Origin of the sequence: Alteromonas sp. Cnat3-28, from assembly GCF_022348265.1 — a bacterium.
Lineage (GTDB): Bacteria > Pseudomonadota > Gammaproteobacteria > Enterobacterales > Alteromonadaceae > Alteromonas > Alteromonas macleodii.
The window spans coordinates 386,981-402,101 of sequence record NZ_JAKREY010000002.1; the positions used below are offsets into that span (position 1 = coordinate 386,981).

Consider the following 15,121-nt stretch of genomic DNA (forward strand, 5'->3'; position numbering starts at 1 on the left):
CTAACTGGTTACTAACTTATCATTTGCTGGCATTTACTCAAGCTAAAGTAGCGGAGCTAACTGTATTCGTTAGGTATACCCAAACGAGCGTAGTCATTTAATCACTATTTTGTACCTATTTATATTGACTTTTATTTATGGGTACATCACTATCCGCCACCTCTTAGAATCAAACAGGTACAGGAAGTGGCTGATTTAGCATACATTAGGGTTTCTACTACAGACCAAAACACAGACCGTCAGTTGTCAGACACTGGAATCTCTTTCAAGAGGCAATTCATTGACCGCTGTAGTGGTGGTACTACTAACCGTCCAGCATTGAAAGGTCTTAAGGAGTACGCTAGAGAAAGAGATACTATTCATGTACACAGTATTGATAGGCTCGCTAGAAACCTCGTAGACCTCAAGACACTCGTAACCCAATGGAACTCAGAAGGTATTAACGTAAAGTTCCATAGAGAGGGTCTGTGCTTTAATGCTGGTGGGTCTGATGCTATGTCTGACTTAATGCTGAGCATGTTAGGAGCAGTTGCCCAATTTGAACTATCAATGATTCAAGAGAGACGTCAGGAAGGCATAGAGAAAGCCAAGCAAGCTGGTAAGTATCGTGGGCGTCCAGTTAATCAATCCAACCACCAGCGCATTCACACACTGCGCTCAGAAGGTGTATCGCTTCGCAAGATAGCCACTGAAGTAGGTGTGTCATTATCAACAGTACAACGGGCTCTAGCAGCCTCTGAGAAACCTTAAGCATCCATCAATGAGTAAAGCGTTAACACCAAGAAAATGTAGTCAATGTGGTAAGCGTAGAAAACCAGCTAAGCGGTCAAACGGGAGAGCAAGTACCAAGTGTAAGGAGTGTTTTGGAGGTCAGTTCTGGCTTTCTGAATTTGGACGATGGTTTGCAGATGCAGCCAAAAGACAGTCATCCGTTAGTATGCCCCTAGATGAAGACGATATTGTAGGAATCTATGACCTATGGGTAGAACGTAAACACGCTTCAGGTTATAAGCTTAGATGTGGACAACTAAAGCATAGGTATGACTACCACATTAGCCATAGAGATCCTGCTACGGGAGAAGGCTTCCAAGGGCGCTTCACTACTGGGAATCTAATAATAGCTACCGCTGTAGCTAATAAAAAGGCATACAACCATGCGCCAATTGACCATGGGTTTAGAGTCTATACAGATAAAAAACCTTTTGGAACAGCTGCAAAGGTAAGAGAGTGGTGTGGAGGTCAATACGACCTTCTAGGGCTTGTAAATGAATTAGGTCTTAAAAAATACACACCTAAAAAGTTTAACATTACAAATATCAATCCAGATTTCCTTCCAAAAGGAACCTCACCACAGATAACGCTGGAGTCTCAATTAAGGAGGTTTGAAGGTGGTAGCACTCATCCGTGGAGACACACAACATATAGCCCAACGGAAGCTTTCACAGCAGCTCTTGTCTATGGGATTGGACTTGGTGACGGTGTACTTAAAGTGGGTAACGAAGAGCCTCTAGCGCCACCAGAGGTTGAATTTTAGTACACGTCAGAGTCCATAATTTTACCACGAGAAATACCCCATGAATCTCTTTGAAAGTCACGTATTACAAGGAGTTCATGGTGATGGGCGAGGCACCTTGATGCACGACCTGACGATACAGGAGCACTTTTTCAACTAGTAACATAATGCTGCATTTTAAATGCACGTTATCCTTTATGTGGAAGTTCCCACAGTAACAGCTTTATCTAATTATTTTTCTAACATGCGCTCTGGGCTTATCAGGGTGCAGGTGTGCCTATGTCATAAGGAGCAGTAATGACACAATCAACAGATAACACGCTACGCATTTATTTTTACAGTTCGTGGAACTCTCAGACTAAAAACGGTGGGTGGTCTTTTCTAATGACCCGTATAAGCCCTAAGGGAGAGCTAGAGCATTCCCCATTTACAGGAAGTGGGAGCTCTACTACACAGCAGCACATGGAGCTTACAGCGCTTGTGGAAGCCTTTAAGCGCATAGAGGAGAGAAACTTAACAGATAGACCTATTACTGTTTATACCTCCAGTAACAACATTTACAAGAGTATTACTGAGTGGATGGAAGGGTGGAAGTCTAGAGGTTGGAAAGGTGGTAACAAAAAGCCTGTTCAAGATTTAGAGTTATGGCAGAAGTTAGACAAGTACAATGACCAATTCAAGCCTTCATGGAAGTTCATCACTGATGAGGGAGAGCATCCAGCGCACATTGAAGCTAAGGCTATGGCTAAGGCTATCTCTGCTAAGGCAAAAGGATTGTAAGAATGTTAAGACTGTCCAACGCCATCGCTGGTGGGCTTGTAACGCTCTCTAGGCCGTAATTTGAAGCAGTGGCTACAAGCGGGAGTATATTAACTGTTAACGGCTCTCAAGGTGTCTACAAGTGCTCTGATTGTGGTCACGACGACAATTACTATGAGGTTGATTTGTGGACTCGCTGTAATAGTTGTTTCAGTAGCTTAATCACTGACGAGGACGTTATGAGCCTTGAGGAAATAGACCCTATTTAAAACGTTGTACCAGTTGGTGTATGTGTACGCTTGAGGTCGTCTCAGGTGTACACACTCAAATTAAAATGCAGCTAAAACTGAGTGAAAAATAAACTACATTTATCTGTAAAGTCATGAGACGGTGCAATCGCCAAGTGAGTTACTACCCTAGCCACTCCCCCCTGCACCCCTAGAGGAAATCTTGAGAGGCTGCTTGCAGTTCGTTAGATTGCTAGGTAGTAGCCACCTCCCAGTGGGGTTCCTCGTTCTTCTATTGCTATATCATGACCACTCTCAGTCACAAAAGTACTTGTCTTAGTAGCTTCATCTGCTTTGACGATGGATACTTCACCAACGTATTCATTGTGTATTTTGAGTTCTTTTTTCTCGAACCATATGTTTGTACCCAGAACAGAAGCTACACCACCTTGAAGGCTTATTTTGAACCCATCAATTGAATGTAAGTAAGTGTTTAACTTATTAGCTGCAGCCTTACTACCTTCAAGGACTTCTGTAACAAGAGAAGGTACTTCTTCCCTCGCTGTCCATAGTAGTCTAAAAGCCTTGTCATCAGGGTGTTCGACAGGGTCTAATTCAGACAAGCTACGCTTTATCTTCTCAATTTCATTACTAGCGGTATCGAGTTCTCTCGTTATAGCTGAAAGGGCTGCAGGGCTTTCTAGTTGAGCAATCGCTAAAGTGAGGTTACTGACCTTAACCTGAGCTTTGGCTAGTTTCGCCTCTAATTCACGCTTTTCTTGAGGCTGCTCTTTAATTGGTTGGTTCATCATAAGATTCGCTAAGCTTGTGTTAAGTGAAGCAACAGAACCAAGAATAAGAGCTTTGTATCTTATAGACTTCCTATTTGTACATGAGCCACCATCAACTGCGGTTCTACAAACGGCTGTCCTTGATTGAGGTCTACCATGAAGCTTTAAAGTGCCTCCACATGCCCCACATGTCGTTAAGCCAGATAAGGCACTATTCCACTGCTTGCTGTTACCTCTTGTCCGTGTACGGGAGTCTAGAGCTTTCTGCGCCATTGAGAACAGCTCCTGAGACACTATAGGTGGGAGACACAAGTAAGTGGTCTTATCGCTTTTACGCGTATGCCAACCAATCAGTTGCTTGTTTCGAATGAGTTTAGTGATTTTTGAGCTATTCCAATCAACACCATCTTTAGTCAGTCTACCCTCACCGTTAAGCTTTGCTGCGATGTCTGCTCCACCATGGCCTTCAATGGCAAGGTTTAGGACTTCTTCAATCATAGAGACCCATGATGATAGCTCTATGACCTTCCCAGAAGAATCACGTGCAAGCCAGAATGGAAGTCTCATCTTTGGAGCTATACCTTCCTCCATTTCCTTTTGTTTGTTAGCCCACACTTTACTAAGACGCTCACTCTTAGAACGAGATTCATCGTAACCACGGTGTAATCTGCCAGCCAACATATAGACTTGGGTTTGGTCTCCTTCATAGGTGTACTTTTGCTTATCATCTAAAGTAACGATTACCAACCCTTTTTCAAGCAAGTTCGTTACTAGGCTAAAAGCTTGCATTAATGGTTGTCTAGAGAGTCTGTCAGTTTGTTCTATGAGAAGGTGAGTACCTTTTGGTATATCACCATTGTCCAACATCTTTAACAGCCGTCTTAACTCTCCATCTGCTGCTAAATGTCTACCGTGAAAACCAGACTTTCCACCATCATGAAAGGATTGTATTAAGGTAAGGTTGTGTTCCTTACAGTATGCATTAGAAAGCTCTTGTTGACGTTCTAGGCTTGTGCCGTGGCGTTGTGAGCCTGATGAGAATCGTGTGTATGATATTGCGAATTGAGACAAGCAAAGCGCCCCTAGGGATTAATGGGGCAGCATTATAGCTATGTCATCAACTTAGCGGAAGTTCTTAAATTGGAAAGGTTGGCCTAAGTTCGACTCTTTAACCAGCGAAATCACTTGCTGCAAATCATCACGCTTTTTACCTGTTACGCGAAGTTCTTCGCCTTGAATAGCCGTTTGCACTTTGATTTTGGCGTCTTTCACCAGCTTCACAATCTTCTTCGCCATCGGCTGCTCAATACCTTCTTTAAAGGTAATGGTCTGACGGTAAGTTCTACCGTGTGCATCGTAGGGTTTAACATCCATAGATGAAGTGTCGACGTTACGTTTAGACATCGCCGTTCTAAACATGCTTTCCATTTGCTGAAGTTGGAATTCAGCTTCAGCTTTCATGACCACGGTTTTATCTTTGTACTCAAAGCTCGCGTCAATACCGCGAAAGTCGAAACGCGTTGATAGCTCACGGCTTGCGTTTTCAGTGGCGTTGCGTACTTCTTCCATGTTGATTTCAGAAACAATATCAAATGATGGCACAGGTTATTCCTCTTAAGACAAAACAGCCCGCATAGGCGGGCTGTATAATTCATTGATCAGCGTGTTATTTACTGCTGATGCCCCGCTTCTCCATTGAAGCATAAATCATTTTGGCTTGAACCAAGGTAATCACGTTACTGACTAGCCAGTATAGTACCAGACCTGCAGGGAACCACAGGAAGAATACACTCATTGCTACCGGCATCCATTGCATGATTTTCTGCTGCATTGGATCAGTAATGGTGGTTGGCTGAAGTTTTTGCAATAGGTACATACTTGCGCCAGTTAGAATTGGCAGCACAAAGTATGGGTCTTTTGTAGAAAGGTCAGTGATCCAAAGCACAAAGTCTGCATGGCGTAGTTCAACACTTTCCATCAGTACCCAGTAAAGCGCAAGGAAGATAGGCATTTGCAGAAGAAGAGGTAAGCAACCGCCCATTGGGTTTACTTTCTCTTTGCGGTAAAGCTCCATCATAGCTTGAGACATTTTTTGTCTGTCGTCGCCAAAACGGTCTTTTAGCTGCTGCATCTTAGGTGCTAAGTTGCGCATACGTGCCATTGACTCGTATTGCTTCTTAGTTAGCCAGTACATCGCGCCTTTCACTACAATAGTGATAAGGATAATTGCCACACCCCAGTTATTAACTAGGCTATGAAGGAAGGTAAGAAGGGCGAACAGCGGCTGTGAAATCCAGAAAAGAATACCGTAATCAACGGTTAGGTCTAATCCGCGCGCAATTTTCGCTAGGCTTTCTTGATCTTTAGGACCCATGTAAAGGGTAGACGCAAGGGTTTTGGTTTCACCAGGCGCTACGCTCTCAGACGGCGATAATACACCAATTACCGCATACTGATTTTTCAGATTACGAGAATAAAGCGTGTTAGTTTGCTCTTGTGAAGGTACCCATGCTGATACAAAGTAATGTTCAAGCATGCCAACCCAACCCGCTTTCGTGGTTTCGCGTAGGTTGTCATCTTCAATCTCGTCGAACGAGTACTTCTGGTAGCGGTCATCTTCCGTTGAAAATGCAGCACCACGGTACGTTGGCATAAACATGTTACCGTCGTCTTCAAACTCCATCACTTGCTTAAGCTGTGCGTACGGTTGAACCGTTGCTGCGCTGCCAGTACCATTTTCCACGCTATAGCTTACGTTTACGTCGTACTGACCTTTAGTGAAAGTGAAAGTTTTAGTAATCGACAATCCTTGGTTGTTTTTCCACGTAAGAGGAATAACAAGGGTGTCGCCAGTCATCTCATAATAGTCACTTTGTGCATTATACACTGGGCGGCCACTGCTGCTGGCATCAGGCCCTTGAGCACCGATTAGGCCACTTTGCGCTACATAAAGACCGTTGCCAGAGCGAAGTAGGCTGTAAGGAATATCCGAACCTTGCTCTACCGGAAACTTAAGTAAGTCTGCTGATACCACATCACCGCCTAGCAAATCGATGCGTAAATCTAGCGTATCGGTTTTAACTTCAATAATGCGGTTTGAGCTTTGCGCCGCTGCGATAGGTTGTGCAGCAGGAACGCTATCACTACTAGGTACATCTTCGCTGCCATTTTCATTAAATGACGGTACGCCTTGTGATGTCTCTTGCGTTTGTTGTTGCTCAACAGGCACAACTGGCTGTGGCCCATAATCTTTTTGCCATGATTGCCAAAGCAAAAAGCTAACTAGCGCAAGGCCAATTATCAGAAAACTACGTTGCGATTCCATAGAGGTCTCTTTATTTTGAGTGTTTATCTTGTTGTTTTTCCGGCACTGGATCATATCCGCCGGCATGCAAAGGGTGGCATTTTAATATGCGTTTAATAGATAACCAACCGCCTTTTACTAATCCGTGCGTTTTTAATGCGTCTATAGCATACCAAGAACAAGAAGGATGGAAACGACATCGTTGCCCTAACATAGGGGAAATGAACCATTGATAAAATTTTATCAATGCCAAAGGCACTGCAATTAAGAGTTGCCGCAACGCTTGTTTAATTTTTTCCATAGCTTGTCCAATGTAGCGAAAACTTCTTGGTTGCTAAGGTTGTCAGCGCCAGACTTGCCAATAACGATAATATCGACATTGGGTAAGTTGTGCTGTTTATGCCTAAAACTTTCTCTGACTAATCGCTTCAAACGATTTCTATCGTGAGCTTTACGGATACGTTTTTTCGCGAGCGTAATGCCTAAACGAGGAGTTGAAAGTGTATTTTTTCTGGCTAGGACAGTAAAAGAGGGAGATACAGCTGGGGTTGCGTTATCAAACACATAGGTAAAGTGGGTGGGAGTTAACAGACGTAACTCCCTAGAAAAATTATTCTCGCCCACTTTGGCGTCTTTCAATTAAGCTGAAAGACGAGCGCGGCCTTTTGCACGGCGAGCTGCTAGTACTTTACGACCATTTTTAGTCGCCATACGAGCACGAAAACCGTGAGAACGCTTGCGCTTTAGATTGCTCGGTTGAAATGTTCTTTTCATGACCAAAGTCTCACTTATATTTAGTTAAACATAGGCGTTTTTGGTAACACATTATGCTGTTGCCAGAACAATGTGGTGTTTTCACCAGAAAAGCCCATCGAAAAAGGACGCTGAATTCTAGAGATCTCGGGGCGTGCTGTCAATGCATATTCTCGCTTTTCGGATGAATAAGTGAACAATTTTTGCATTTTCTAATCGATAGCTTAATCGATAACGCAGTTTTCGTACAAATCGTCTGTGAATAACGCGTAAAATTTGGTTAGGTTATCCACAGTGCGTTGTGAAAAACACAGAGATAGATATAAAAAGCAAGGTGATCTAACGGTTTTTTAGCACAAATTTAGAATGAATTTTTCTCGTTATAGTTTGATTTGATCTAAAAGAAAAAATCATAATAATCAGTTGCTTGTTGTTTTGATCGAAAAGAACGATCGGGATCGCCATTTACATTGTGTTGATAAAGTAAGATAATCCACAGCGATTAAAACGATAACTTAATTTCTCGCTGCTACCCAACACTTCCAACGCTATTTTCTTCTAATGGCGCTTTTTAGTGCCTGCTTTCTTTATGCTTGGCTTTTCAGGAGTTGGTTTTTCTAGCGAGTTACGGGAGCTAACTACGTACCATGTCCTTGTGGAACCAATGCCTTGAAAGATTGCGTCAAGAATTACCAACGCAGCAGTTTAGTATGTGGATACGACCGCTTGTTTGTGAAGAACAACAAGGCGTGGTTGCACTCTATGCTCCCAATCGTTTTGTACTTGATTGGGTAAGAGACAAGTACCTGAATAATATTACCGCACTACTAAAAGAGTTTGCCGGAAGTGACGCTCCACAATTGCGTTTAGAAGTGATGAATCGTCACAGCGTAAGCCGTAGTCAGCCTGTAAGTACCAGCGGATCTTCGCCTGCTCCAAATACGCCTAATAATAATCAACCAAGTAAGCCTAGTGCGCCTGCGGGCGGTCAAGGGTATCAGAACTATAATACTGGTAATCAGTCTGTTCACAGCGGCAGTAATGGGCAGCACACATCGTCTTATTCACCAATGTCGAATAGCGGTATGCCATCATCGGCAAGCCAAGCGGGTGATCAAGGACAAAACAATGCGTTTTCAAAATCAACTTCATACACACAGAGTATGGATCTAAATGATCGCGGTGCGCAAAACCACGACCGTAATGGATATAATGCATACGCAGATCAAGCGCCAAGATCGTCTACACCGCCGAAAGTGATCCCGATCCCTGAGGCGATGAAGCATAAAAGTAATATTAATCCTACTTATCAATTTGACAACTTTGTCGAAGGTAAATCTAACCAGCTAGCACGTGCGGCTGCAACTCAAGTTGCAAATAACCCAGGCGGTTCTTACAACCCACTGTTTATTTATGGTGGTACGGGCTTAGGTAAAACTCACTTATTACATGCAGTGGGTAATGGCATCGTAGCTAATAACGGTGACGCTAAAATTGTGTATATGCATTCAGAGCGTTTCGTGCAGGATATGGTTAAGGCACTACAAAATAACGCTATAGAGGACTTTAAGCGCTTCTATCGCAGCGTTGATGCGTTACTTATCGATGATATTCAATTCTTTGCTAATAAAGAGCGTTCACAAGAAGAGTTCTTCCACACGTTCAATGCGCTTCTTGAAGGTAACCAACAAATCATCCTTACTTCTGATAGATATCCTAAAGAGATTGATGGGGTAGAGGATCGATTGAAATCGCGCTTCGGTTGGGGTTTAACCATTGCTATAGAGCCACCAGAGCTTGAAACCCGAGTGGCTATTTTGATGCGCAAAGCGGCAGAGAACCGGATTCACTTACCTAATGAAGTGGCGTTCTTTATAGCTAAGCGATTGCGTTCAAACGTACGTGAGCTCGAGGGTGCACTTAACCGTGTTATTGCTAACGCAAACTTTACCGGTCGCCCTATCACTATTGATTTCGTTCGTGAAGCGCTTCGAGACCTTCTCGCACTTCAAGAAAAATTGGTAACCGTTGATAATATTCAGAAAACCGTCGCAGATTATTATAAGATAAAAGTAGCTGATATTTTGTCTAAAAGACGTAGTCGTAGTGTGGCGCGTCCTCGCCAAGTCGCGATGGCGCTGGCCAAAGAACTTACCAACCACAGTTTACCTGAACTAGGAAACGCGTTTGGTGGACGAGACCACACTACGGTTTTACACGCTTGTAGAAAAATAGAGCAGCTAAGAGAAGAAAGTCATGATATAAAAGAGGACTATAAGAACCTCATTAGGACTTTGTCTTCCTAACACCACGACCTTAGAGGCGAGATAGCACTGCGATGAAATTTACTATAAGCCGCGAACAATTTTTACAACCCCTACAGTTGGTATCTGGTGCTGTAGAGCGTAGACACACACTGCCAATTCTTTCCAATGTTCTAATCAAAGTAAGTGAGGACGCACTTTGGCTTACTGGTACAGATTTAGAGGTAGAACTAATTTCTAGCGTGAAATTAGAAGGTGAATTCACGGAAGGTGAAATTACTGTTCCTGCTAAAAAGCTGTTTGATATAATTCGCGGTATTTCTGAAGGAACAGATATTCATTTCTCGTTAGACGGCAGCAAAGCACTTATTCGTGCCGGTCGAGGTCGTTATACGCTTTCTACTTTATCTGCCAACGACTACCCAAATTTAGAAGACTGGGAAGGTGAAGTTGAGTTTGAATTATCGTGCAGTGATCTAAAACGTCTTATCGATGCAACGAGCTTTTCAATGGCTCAACAAGACGTACGTTATTACTTAAATGGTATGTCCCTTGAAACGGAAGAGAATATCATTCGTACCGTTGCAACAGACGGTCACCGCCTTGCTCTTTGTCGCCTAAACTACGAGACCGCTTTGCCATCTCGTCAGGTGATTATTCCACGTAAAGGCGTGTTAGAAATTTCTCGTCTTATTAGCGAAGATGATAAATCTCTTAAGGTGCAAATAGGCGCCAACCATCTTCGAATTTTCTCAAACGATTTCATTTTCACTTCGAAATTAGTTGATGGCAGATTTCCTGATTATCGCCGTGTTTTACCTCAAAATGGCGACAAGGAAATTATTGCGAGTAAAGCTGTATTAAAAGAAGCTTTTTCACGTGCGGCCATTCTATCTAACGAAAAGTTTAGAGGCGTACGATTAAACTTGTCTTCTGGTGAGCTTAAGATAACGGCCAATAACCCAGAGCAAGAAGAAGCGGAAGAAATCGTTGATGTTCAATATCAAGGTGACGATTTAGAAATTGGCTTTAACGTTGCCTATCTAATTGACGTATTGAATGCGCTTGGATCTGATGGCGTTAAAGTGAGCCTATCAGACTCAAACGCGAGTGCGCTAATCGAAGATGATGCTGATGACGCCGCGTTATACGTTATTATGCCAATGCGACTGTAGTCACTACTACATTAAGTGTTTGCAGCGTTTCGCATATTCCACGTTATTTTGTTATTTAAATTATCAATTCAAGAAGCGATGAGTGTTGATACTCCTCGCTTCTTTTCTTTCATCAGTGTGACCTCATGAAACTGGACCGCGTCCAGATTACACAGTTTCGTAATCTTACTTCCGTATCACTTTCTCCTTCACCAGCGTTGACTATCATTAAAGGCGTGAATGGGAGTGGGAAATCCTCGTTAATCGAAGCACTTTATTACCTAGGCTTTGGACGTTCTTTTAGAACAAATAAACACAGTTCGGTTATTCAAAATGAGAAGGACAGCTTCAGTGTTTTCGCGTCATGTAAAACTGAAGACGGGGATGAATTAAAGCTAGGTTTTCAACGAAGTAGAAATGAGACATTCACCTGTAGTATTAACGGTGAACATTCAAATAAGTTATCAGATTTAGTTAGCTTGGTACCACTTCAACTTTTTACTCCGCAGAGTACTGACCTTATAATTGGTTCGCCTTCCGAGCGTCGACGTTTTTGTGATTGGGGATTGTTTCACGTGGAACAACAGTTTCAATCACTTGCCAATCAGTATGGTAAATTTTTAAAACATAGAAATGCCTTACTGAAACAGCAGGCAAATTTAAGCGCACCACAAAATCAATATTGGGAGTCTCAGTTCTCAGAACTAGGTGAATCTCTATCGGCTACTCGTCAGGAATATGTGGATACCCTTACGCCTATTTTTAAGCAATATGCGCAAGAATTTCTTCCTAACTTCGATGTGGAATTAAGTTACTATAAAGGGTGGGAAAAAGATGTCGGTTTATCAGAAAGCCTAGTTAAAAAACGTGAGTATGATGGTAAAATAGGACATACCTCTTCTGGGCCCCATAAAGCCGATTTAAGGCTTAAAGTGAATGGAGTAAACGCCCAGGAGCTTTTATCGAGAGGGCAGCTTAGAATGGCTGTGGCAGCGCTTCAAATGTCACAGACTAAGCTATTTAATAAGGCAACGCAGCGCAAAAGTATCTTTTTACTTGATGATGTAGGTGCCGAACTAGATGCCGATAAAAGAGAACAATTTATTGATGGGTTGCTCAAAATGGATACGCAGGTTTTCGTTACTGCAATAGAATCCACGCAACTCGCTTTTATACAAAAATACAACGAAAAGAAAATGTTTCACGTGGAACATGGAAGCGTGAAAGAGGAGTAAAAGCTAGTATGTCAGCAGAGAACAACTACGACTCGTCCAGTATTAAAGTACTTAAAGGATTAGATGCCGTAAGAAAGCGTCCTGGTATGTATATCGGTGATACTGATGATGGTACCGGATTACACCACATGGTTTTCGAGGTGGTCGATAACTCTATCGATGAAGCACTTGCTGGACATTGTTCTGAGATTACTGTGCTCATTCACAGCGATGGCTCAGTATCTGTGTCTGACGATGGACGTGGTATACCAACTGAATTGCACCCAGAAGAGGGTGTGTCTGCAGCTGAAGTTATTATGACGGTTCTTCACGCCGGCGGTAAGTTCGACGATAACTCTTATAAAGTGTCGGGCGGTTTGCACGGTGTAGGTGTATCAGTAGTAAACGCACTTTCAAGCCGACTGAAGCTTCGTATTCGTCGCGGTGGTAAAGCGCATGAACAAGAATATCATCATGGTGTTCCACAGGCGCCACTAGCGGTAACAGGCGATACAGACAAAACGGGAACTATGATCCGTTTCTGGCCAAGTTCAGACACCTTCACAGATACGCTTTACCACTACGATATTCTTGCTAAACGTCTTCGTGAACTATCATTTTTGAACTCTGGTGTGTCTATTCGCTTGAAAGACGAACGCGATGGAAAAGAAGACCACTTCATGTACGAAGGTGGTATCAAAGCGTTCGTTGAGTACCTAAATGAAAAGAAAACACCTGTTCACCAGAAAGTGTTTCATTTCAGCAGTGAACAAGAAGACGGTATTGCAGTAGAAGTAGCGATGCAATGGAACGATAGTTTCCAAGAGAACGTGTTCTGTTTCACCAACAACATTCCTCAGCGCGACGGCGGTACTCACTTGGCGGGCTTCCGTGGAGCCTTAACGCGTACATTGAATAACTACATGGAAAAGGAAGGCCTGAACAAAAAGGCAAAAACGAATGCCAGTGGTGACGATGCGCGTGAAGGTCTTACCGCGGTTATTTCCGTTAAAGTACCAGATCCGAAATTCAGCTCACAGACAAAAGATAAGCTTGTATCTTCTGAAGTTCGTCCAGCAGTTGAGTCGGCAATGAACGAAAAGCTAGCAGAGTTTTTATTAGAAAACCCTGCAGAAAGTAAAATCATTGCGGGTAAAATTATTGATGCTGCTCGTGCTCGTGAAGCTGCACGAAAGGCCCGTGAAATGACACGCCGTAAAGGTGCGCTAGATTTGGCTGGCCTACCAGGTAAGCTAGCTGACTGTCAGGAAAAAGATCCCGCACTTAGTGAACTATACATAGTGGAGGGTGACTCTGCGGGCGGTTCAGCTAAGCAGGGTCGTAACCGTAAAAACCAAGCTATTCTGCCGCTTAAAGGTAAAATCCTAAACGTTGAGAAAGCGCGCTTTGATAAGATGCTTTCTTCTCAGGAAGTTGCGACGCTTATCACGGCACTAGGTTGTGGTATCGGTCGTGACGAGTATGACCCTGAAAAATTACGCTATCACAGCATCATTATCATGACCGATGCTGACGTAGATGGTTCTCACATTCGTACGCTTCTACTCACATTTTTCTATCGTCAAATGCCTGAAATCATTGAGCGTGGATATGTATATATTGCACAGCCACCGCTATACAAAGTGAAGAAGGGTAAACAAGAACAGTATCTTAAAGATGACGATGCGCTAACTAACTACCTAACATCAATCGCAATTGACGGTGCGTCTTTGCACACCAGCGATGAAGACCCAGGTATTAGTGGTGTAGGCCTTGAAAACCTTGTTAAGCAGTACCAATCGGTAGAGAAGATGATTGCACGTATGAAACGTCTTATGCCTGCATCTATCCTCTACAGAATGCTTTACACGCCTACGCTAAACCTTGAAGACCTTAAAGATGAGTCTGCACTAGAGCATGTGGCGAAACACTTCGTAGAGCAGCTTACAGAGCGCGAAAACGATGGTGCTACATACCGTTATGAAATTCGCACTGATGCTGAACTTAGCGAGTACTACATTACAATCATTATGCGTATGCACGGAATTGATTATGAGTACATTATCGATCATGAGTTCATCGAGTCGTCTGAATACCAGCGTCTTAAAGAGCTTAACCTTGCCATTAACGACATGATGGGCAAAGACGCCTATATTCAGCGTGGCGAGCGTAGACAGCCAGTTGAGTCTTTCAAAGAAGCACTAGAGTGGCTAATGAACGAAGCGAAACGCGGCCAATACATTCAGCGCTATAAAGGGCTAGGTGAAATGAACCCTGAGCAACTCTGGGAAACCACCATGGATCCTGAAAGCCGCCGTATGCTACAAGTTACCATTGAGGATGCTATTGGCTGTGATCAGTTGTTCACCACACTGATGGGTGATCAAGTTGAGCCTCGTCGAGAGTTTATCGAAGCTAATGCACTTAAAGTGGAAAACTTAGACGTGTAGCGTTTTTAGCTATTTGAAAAAAGCGACCAACGGGTCGCTTTTTTTGTGCCTAAGCTCAGGTGAATTACTCGTATAAAACAGAGTACTTTTTATTGGCATTGAATTTGAGGCAATAGTCTTTACAATGAAAAAAGCTTGGTGAATGCCGCTACTACTACACGGCACTCAAGTCTAAACTTTAGAAACAACCAGAGCGACTTCCCCCGCACTTGCTGCTGTTGCTGTAAAGCGATAGGTGCCAGTTGAGGAGGGGGTAAATTGCAAGTTCTCTGAGCCCTGTTCACAGACTAAATAAACAGTGGAACCTAACATTACAGGCTGCCCTTTATATTTGCCGCCACAGCTTTGTGAGGGCGTCCATTTTGCATCTGACAACCTAAAATCATAAGGTTGTCCGTCGGCTATGAGTTCAACGTCCACTGTCCAGCCTGAATTTGATCGTTTGAACTTGTAACTAGGGTCAGCCTCCCACCAGTTAAATACACCTCTTAGGAACATGTTTTCGAATTGAATGCGAGGCACGTCCGGTGCTATTTCTGGAATTTTAAAACTTCCACTGCTTGAGCATGCTGAAAGTGCTATGCACATAGAAGCAATAGTTAGTAACTTTTTCACAGCGTCTCCATTTATAAAAAAGCCCAACGTTAGGGCTGGGCTCTTTGTTTTTCGCGGCATAAAACCGCGCTAACTCT

The 15,121-nt window shown here is 43.2% G+C and carries 14 protein-coding genes; 7 read left to right on the forward strand and 7 right to left on the reverse strand.

The window, feature by feature from the left end:
- The first annotated feature begins 186 nt into the window (after positions 1–186).
- The 3 genes from MHM87_RS03845 (at position 187) to MHM87_RS03855 (ending at position 2,293) form a co-directional block, all read left to right on the forward strand.
- A complete protein-coding gene (locus tag MHM87_RS03845) occupies positions 187–750 on the forward strand; it encodes a recombinase family protein (protein ID WP_187446849.1) in 564 nt (187 codons plus the stop codon).
- Positions 751–760: 10 nt separating this feature from the next.
- Entirely contained in the window at positions 761–1,534 is a 774-nt protein-coding gene (locus tag MHM87_RS03850; protein ID WP_187446850.1) for a hypothetical protein, read from the forward strand.
- A 276-nt stretch (positions 1,535–1,810) separates the two neighbouring features.
- Positions 1,811–2,293 (forward strand): RNase H family protein, encoded by a 483-nt coding sequence (locus MHM87_RS03855; RefSeq protein WP_187446851.1) that lies wholly within the window; start codon positions 1,811–1,813, stop codon positions 2,291–2,293.
- Positions 2,294–2,744: 451 nt separating this feature from the next.
- On the opposite strand, the gene MHM87_RS03860 is transcribed toward MHM87_RS03855, so the two are convergent.
- The 6 genes from MHM87_RS03860 to rpmH all read right to left on the reverse strand — a co-directional run bounded on the left by MHM87_RS03860 (position 2,745) and on the right by rpmH (position 7,368).
- A complete protein-coding gene (locus MHM87_RS03860; RefSeq protein WP_187446852.1) occupies positions 2,745–4,361 on the reverse strand; it encodes a recombinase family protein in 1,617 nt (538 codons plus the stop codon).
- Between the two features lie 51 nt (positions 4,362–4,412).
- Positions 4,413–4,892, reverse strand: coding sequence for a YajQ family cyclic di-GMP-binding protein (locus MHM87_RS03865; RefSeq protein ID WP_239257813.1), 480 nt, complete (start codon positions 4,890–4,892; stop codon positions 4,413–4,415).
- Positions 4,893–4,956: 64 nt separating this feature from the next.
- The gene (gene yidC / locus MHM87_RS03870; protein WP_239257814.1) at positions 4,957–6,615 is read right to left on the reverse strand and encodes a membrane protein insertase YidC; all 1,659 of its coding nucleotides are present in this window, start codon (positions 6,613–6,615) and stop codon (positions 4,957–4,959) included.
- Between the two features lie 10 nt (positions 6,616–6,625).
- Entirely contained in the window at positions 6,626–6,874 is a 249-nt protein-coding gene (gene yidD, locus MHM87_RS03875) for a membrane protein insertion efficiency factor YidD (protein WP_014951464.1), read from the reverse strand.
- The gene (gene rnpA / locus MHM87_RS03880) at positions 6,859–7,218 is read right to left on the reverse strand and encodes a ribonuclease P protein component (RefSeq protein WP_015000154.1); all 360 of its coding nucleotides are present in this window, start codon (positions 7,216–7,218) and stop codon (positions 6,859–6,861) included. Before rnpA ends, yidD begins: the two co-directional genes overlap by 16 nt.
- A gap of 15 nt (positions 7,219–7,233) precedes the next feature.
- Entirely contained in the window at positions 7,234–7,368 is a 135-nt protein-coding gene (gene rpmH, locus MHM87_RS03885; RefSeq protein ID WP_014290886.1) for a 50S ribosomal protein L34, read from the reverse strand.
- Between the two features lie 626 nt (positions 7,369–7,994).
- On the opposite strand from rpmH, the gene dnaA reads away from it, so the two are divergent.
- The 4 genes from dnaA to gyrB all read left to right on the forward strand — a co-directional run bounded on the left by dnaA (position 7,995) and on the right by gyrB (position 14,429).
- The gene (dnaA, locus tag MHM87_RS03890) at positions 7,995–9,653 is read left to right on the forward strand and encodes a chromosomal replication initiator protein DnaA (protein WP_239257815.1); all 1,659 of its coding nucleotides are present in this window, start codon (positions 7,995–7,997) and stop codon (positions 9,651–9,653) included.
- A 32-nt stretch (positions 9,654–9,685) separates the two neighbouring features.
- Complete coding sequence (dnaN, locus tag MHM87_RS03895) at positions 9,686–10,786, forward strand: DNA polymerase III subunit beta (protein WP_012516526.1); 1,101 nt, start codon at positions 9,686–9,688, stop codon at positions 10,784–10,786.
- A gap of 125 nt (positions 10,787–10,911) precedes the next feature.
- Positions 10,912–12,000 (forward strand): DNA replication/repair protein RecF, encoded by a 1,089-nt coding sequence (recF, locus tag MHM87_RS03900; RefSeq protein WP_239257816.1) that lies wholly within the window; start codon positions 10,912–10,914, stop codon positions 11,998–12,000.
- A gap of 8 nt (positions 12,001–12,008) precedes the next feature.
- Positions 12,009–14,429, forward strand: coding sequence for a DNA topoisomerase (ATP-hydrolyzing) subunit B (gene gyrB, locus MHM87_RS03905; protein ID WP_014947711.1), 2,421 nt, complete (start codon positions 12,009–12,011; stop codon positions 14,427–14,429).
- Between the two features lie 171 nt (positions 14,430–14,600).
- On the opposite strand, the gene MHM87_RS03910 is transcribed toward gyrB, so the two are convergent.
- A complete protein-coding gene (locus MHM87_RS03910; RefSeq protein ID WP_052234887.1) occupies positions 14,601–15,104 on the reverse strand; it encodes a hypothetical protein in 504 nt (167 codons plus the stop codon).
- Positions 15,105–15,121: the final 17 nt, after the last annotated feature.

What these genes read in the sequence shown, in the direction of transcription:
- MHM87_RS03850 (WP_187446850.1), top strand. Translation starts at nt 761, where the DNA reads ATGAGTAAAGCGTTAACACCAAGAAAATGTAGTCAATGTGGTAAGCGT.
- MHM87_RS03855 (WP_187446851.1), top strand. Translation starts at nt 1,811, where the DNA reads ATGACACAATCAACAGATAACACGCTACGCATTTATTTTTACAGTTCG.
- yidC (WP_239257814.1), bottom strand. Translation starts at nt 6,615, where the DNA reads ATGGAATCGCAACGTAGTTTTCTGATAATTGGCCTTGCGCTAGTTAGC.
- rpmH (WP_014290886.1), bottom strand. Translation starts at nt 7,368, where the DNA reads ATGAAAAGAACATTTCAACCGAGCAATCTAAAGCGCAAGCGTTCTCAC.
- dnaA (WP_239257815.1), top strand. Translation starts at nt 7,995, where the DNA reads ATGTCCTTGTGGAACCAATGCCTTGAAAGATTGCGTCAAGAATTACCA.
- dnaN (WP_012516526.1), top strand. Translation starts at nt 9,686, where the DNA reads ATGAAATTTACTATAAGCCGCGAACAATTTTTACAACCCCTACAGTTG.
- recF (WP_239257816.1), top strand. Translation starts at nt 10,912, where the DNA reads ATGAAACTGGACCGCGTCCAGATTACACAGTTTCGTAATCTTACTTCC.
- gyrB (WP_014947711.1), top strand. Translation starts at nt 12,009, where the DNA reads ATGTCAGCAGAGAACAACTACGACTCGTCCAGTATTAAAGTACTTAAA.
- MHM87_RS03910 (WP_052234887.1), bottom strand. Translation starts at nt 15,104, where the DNA reads ATGCCGCGAAAAACAAAGAGCCCAGCCCTAACGTTGGGCTTTTTTATA.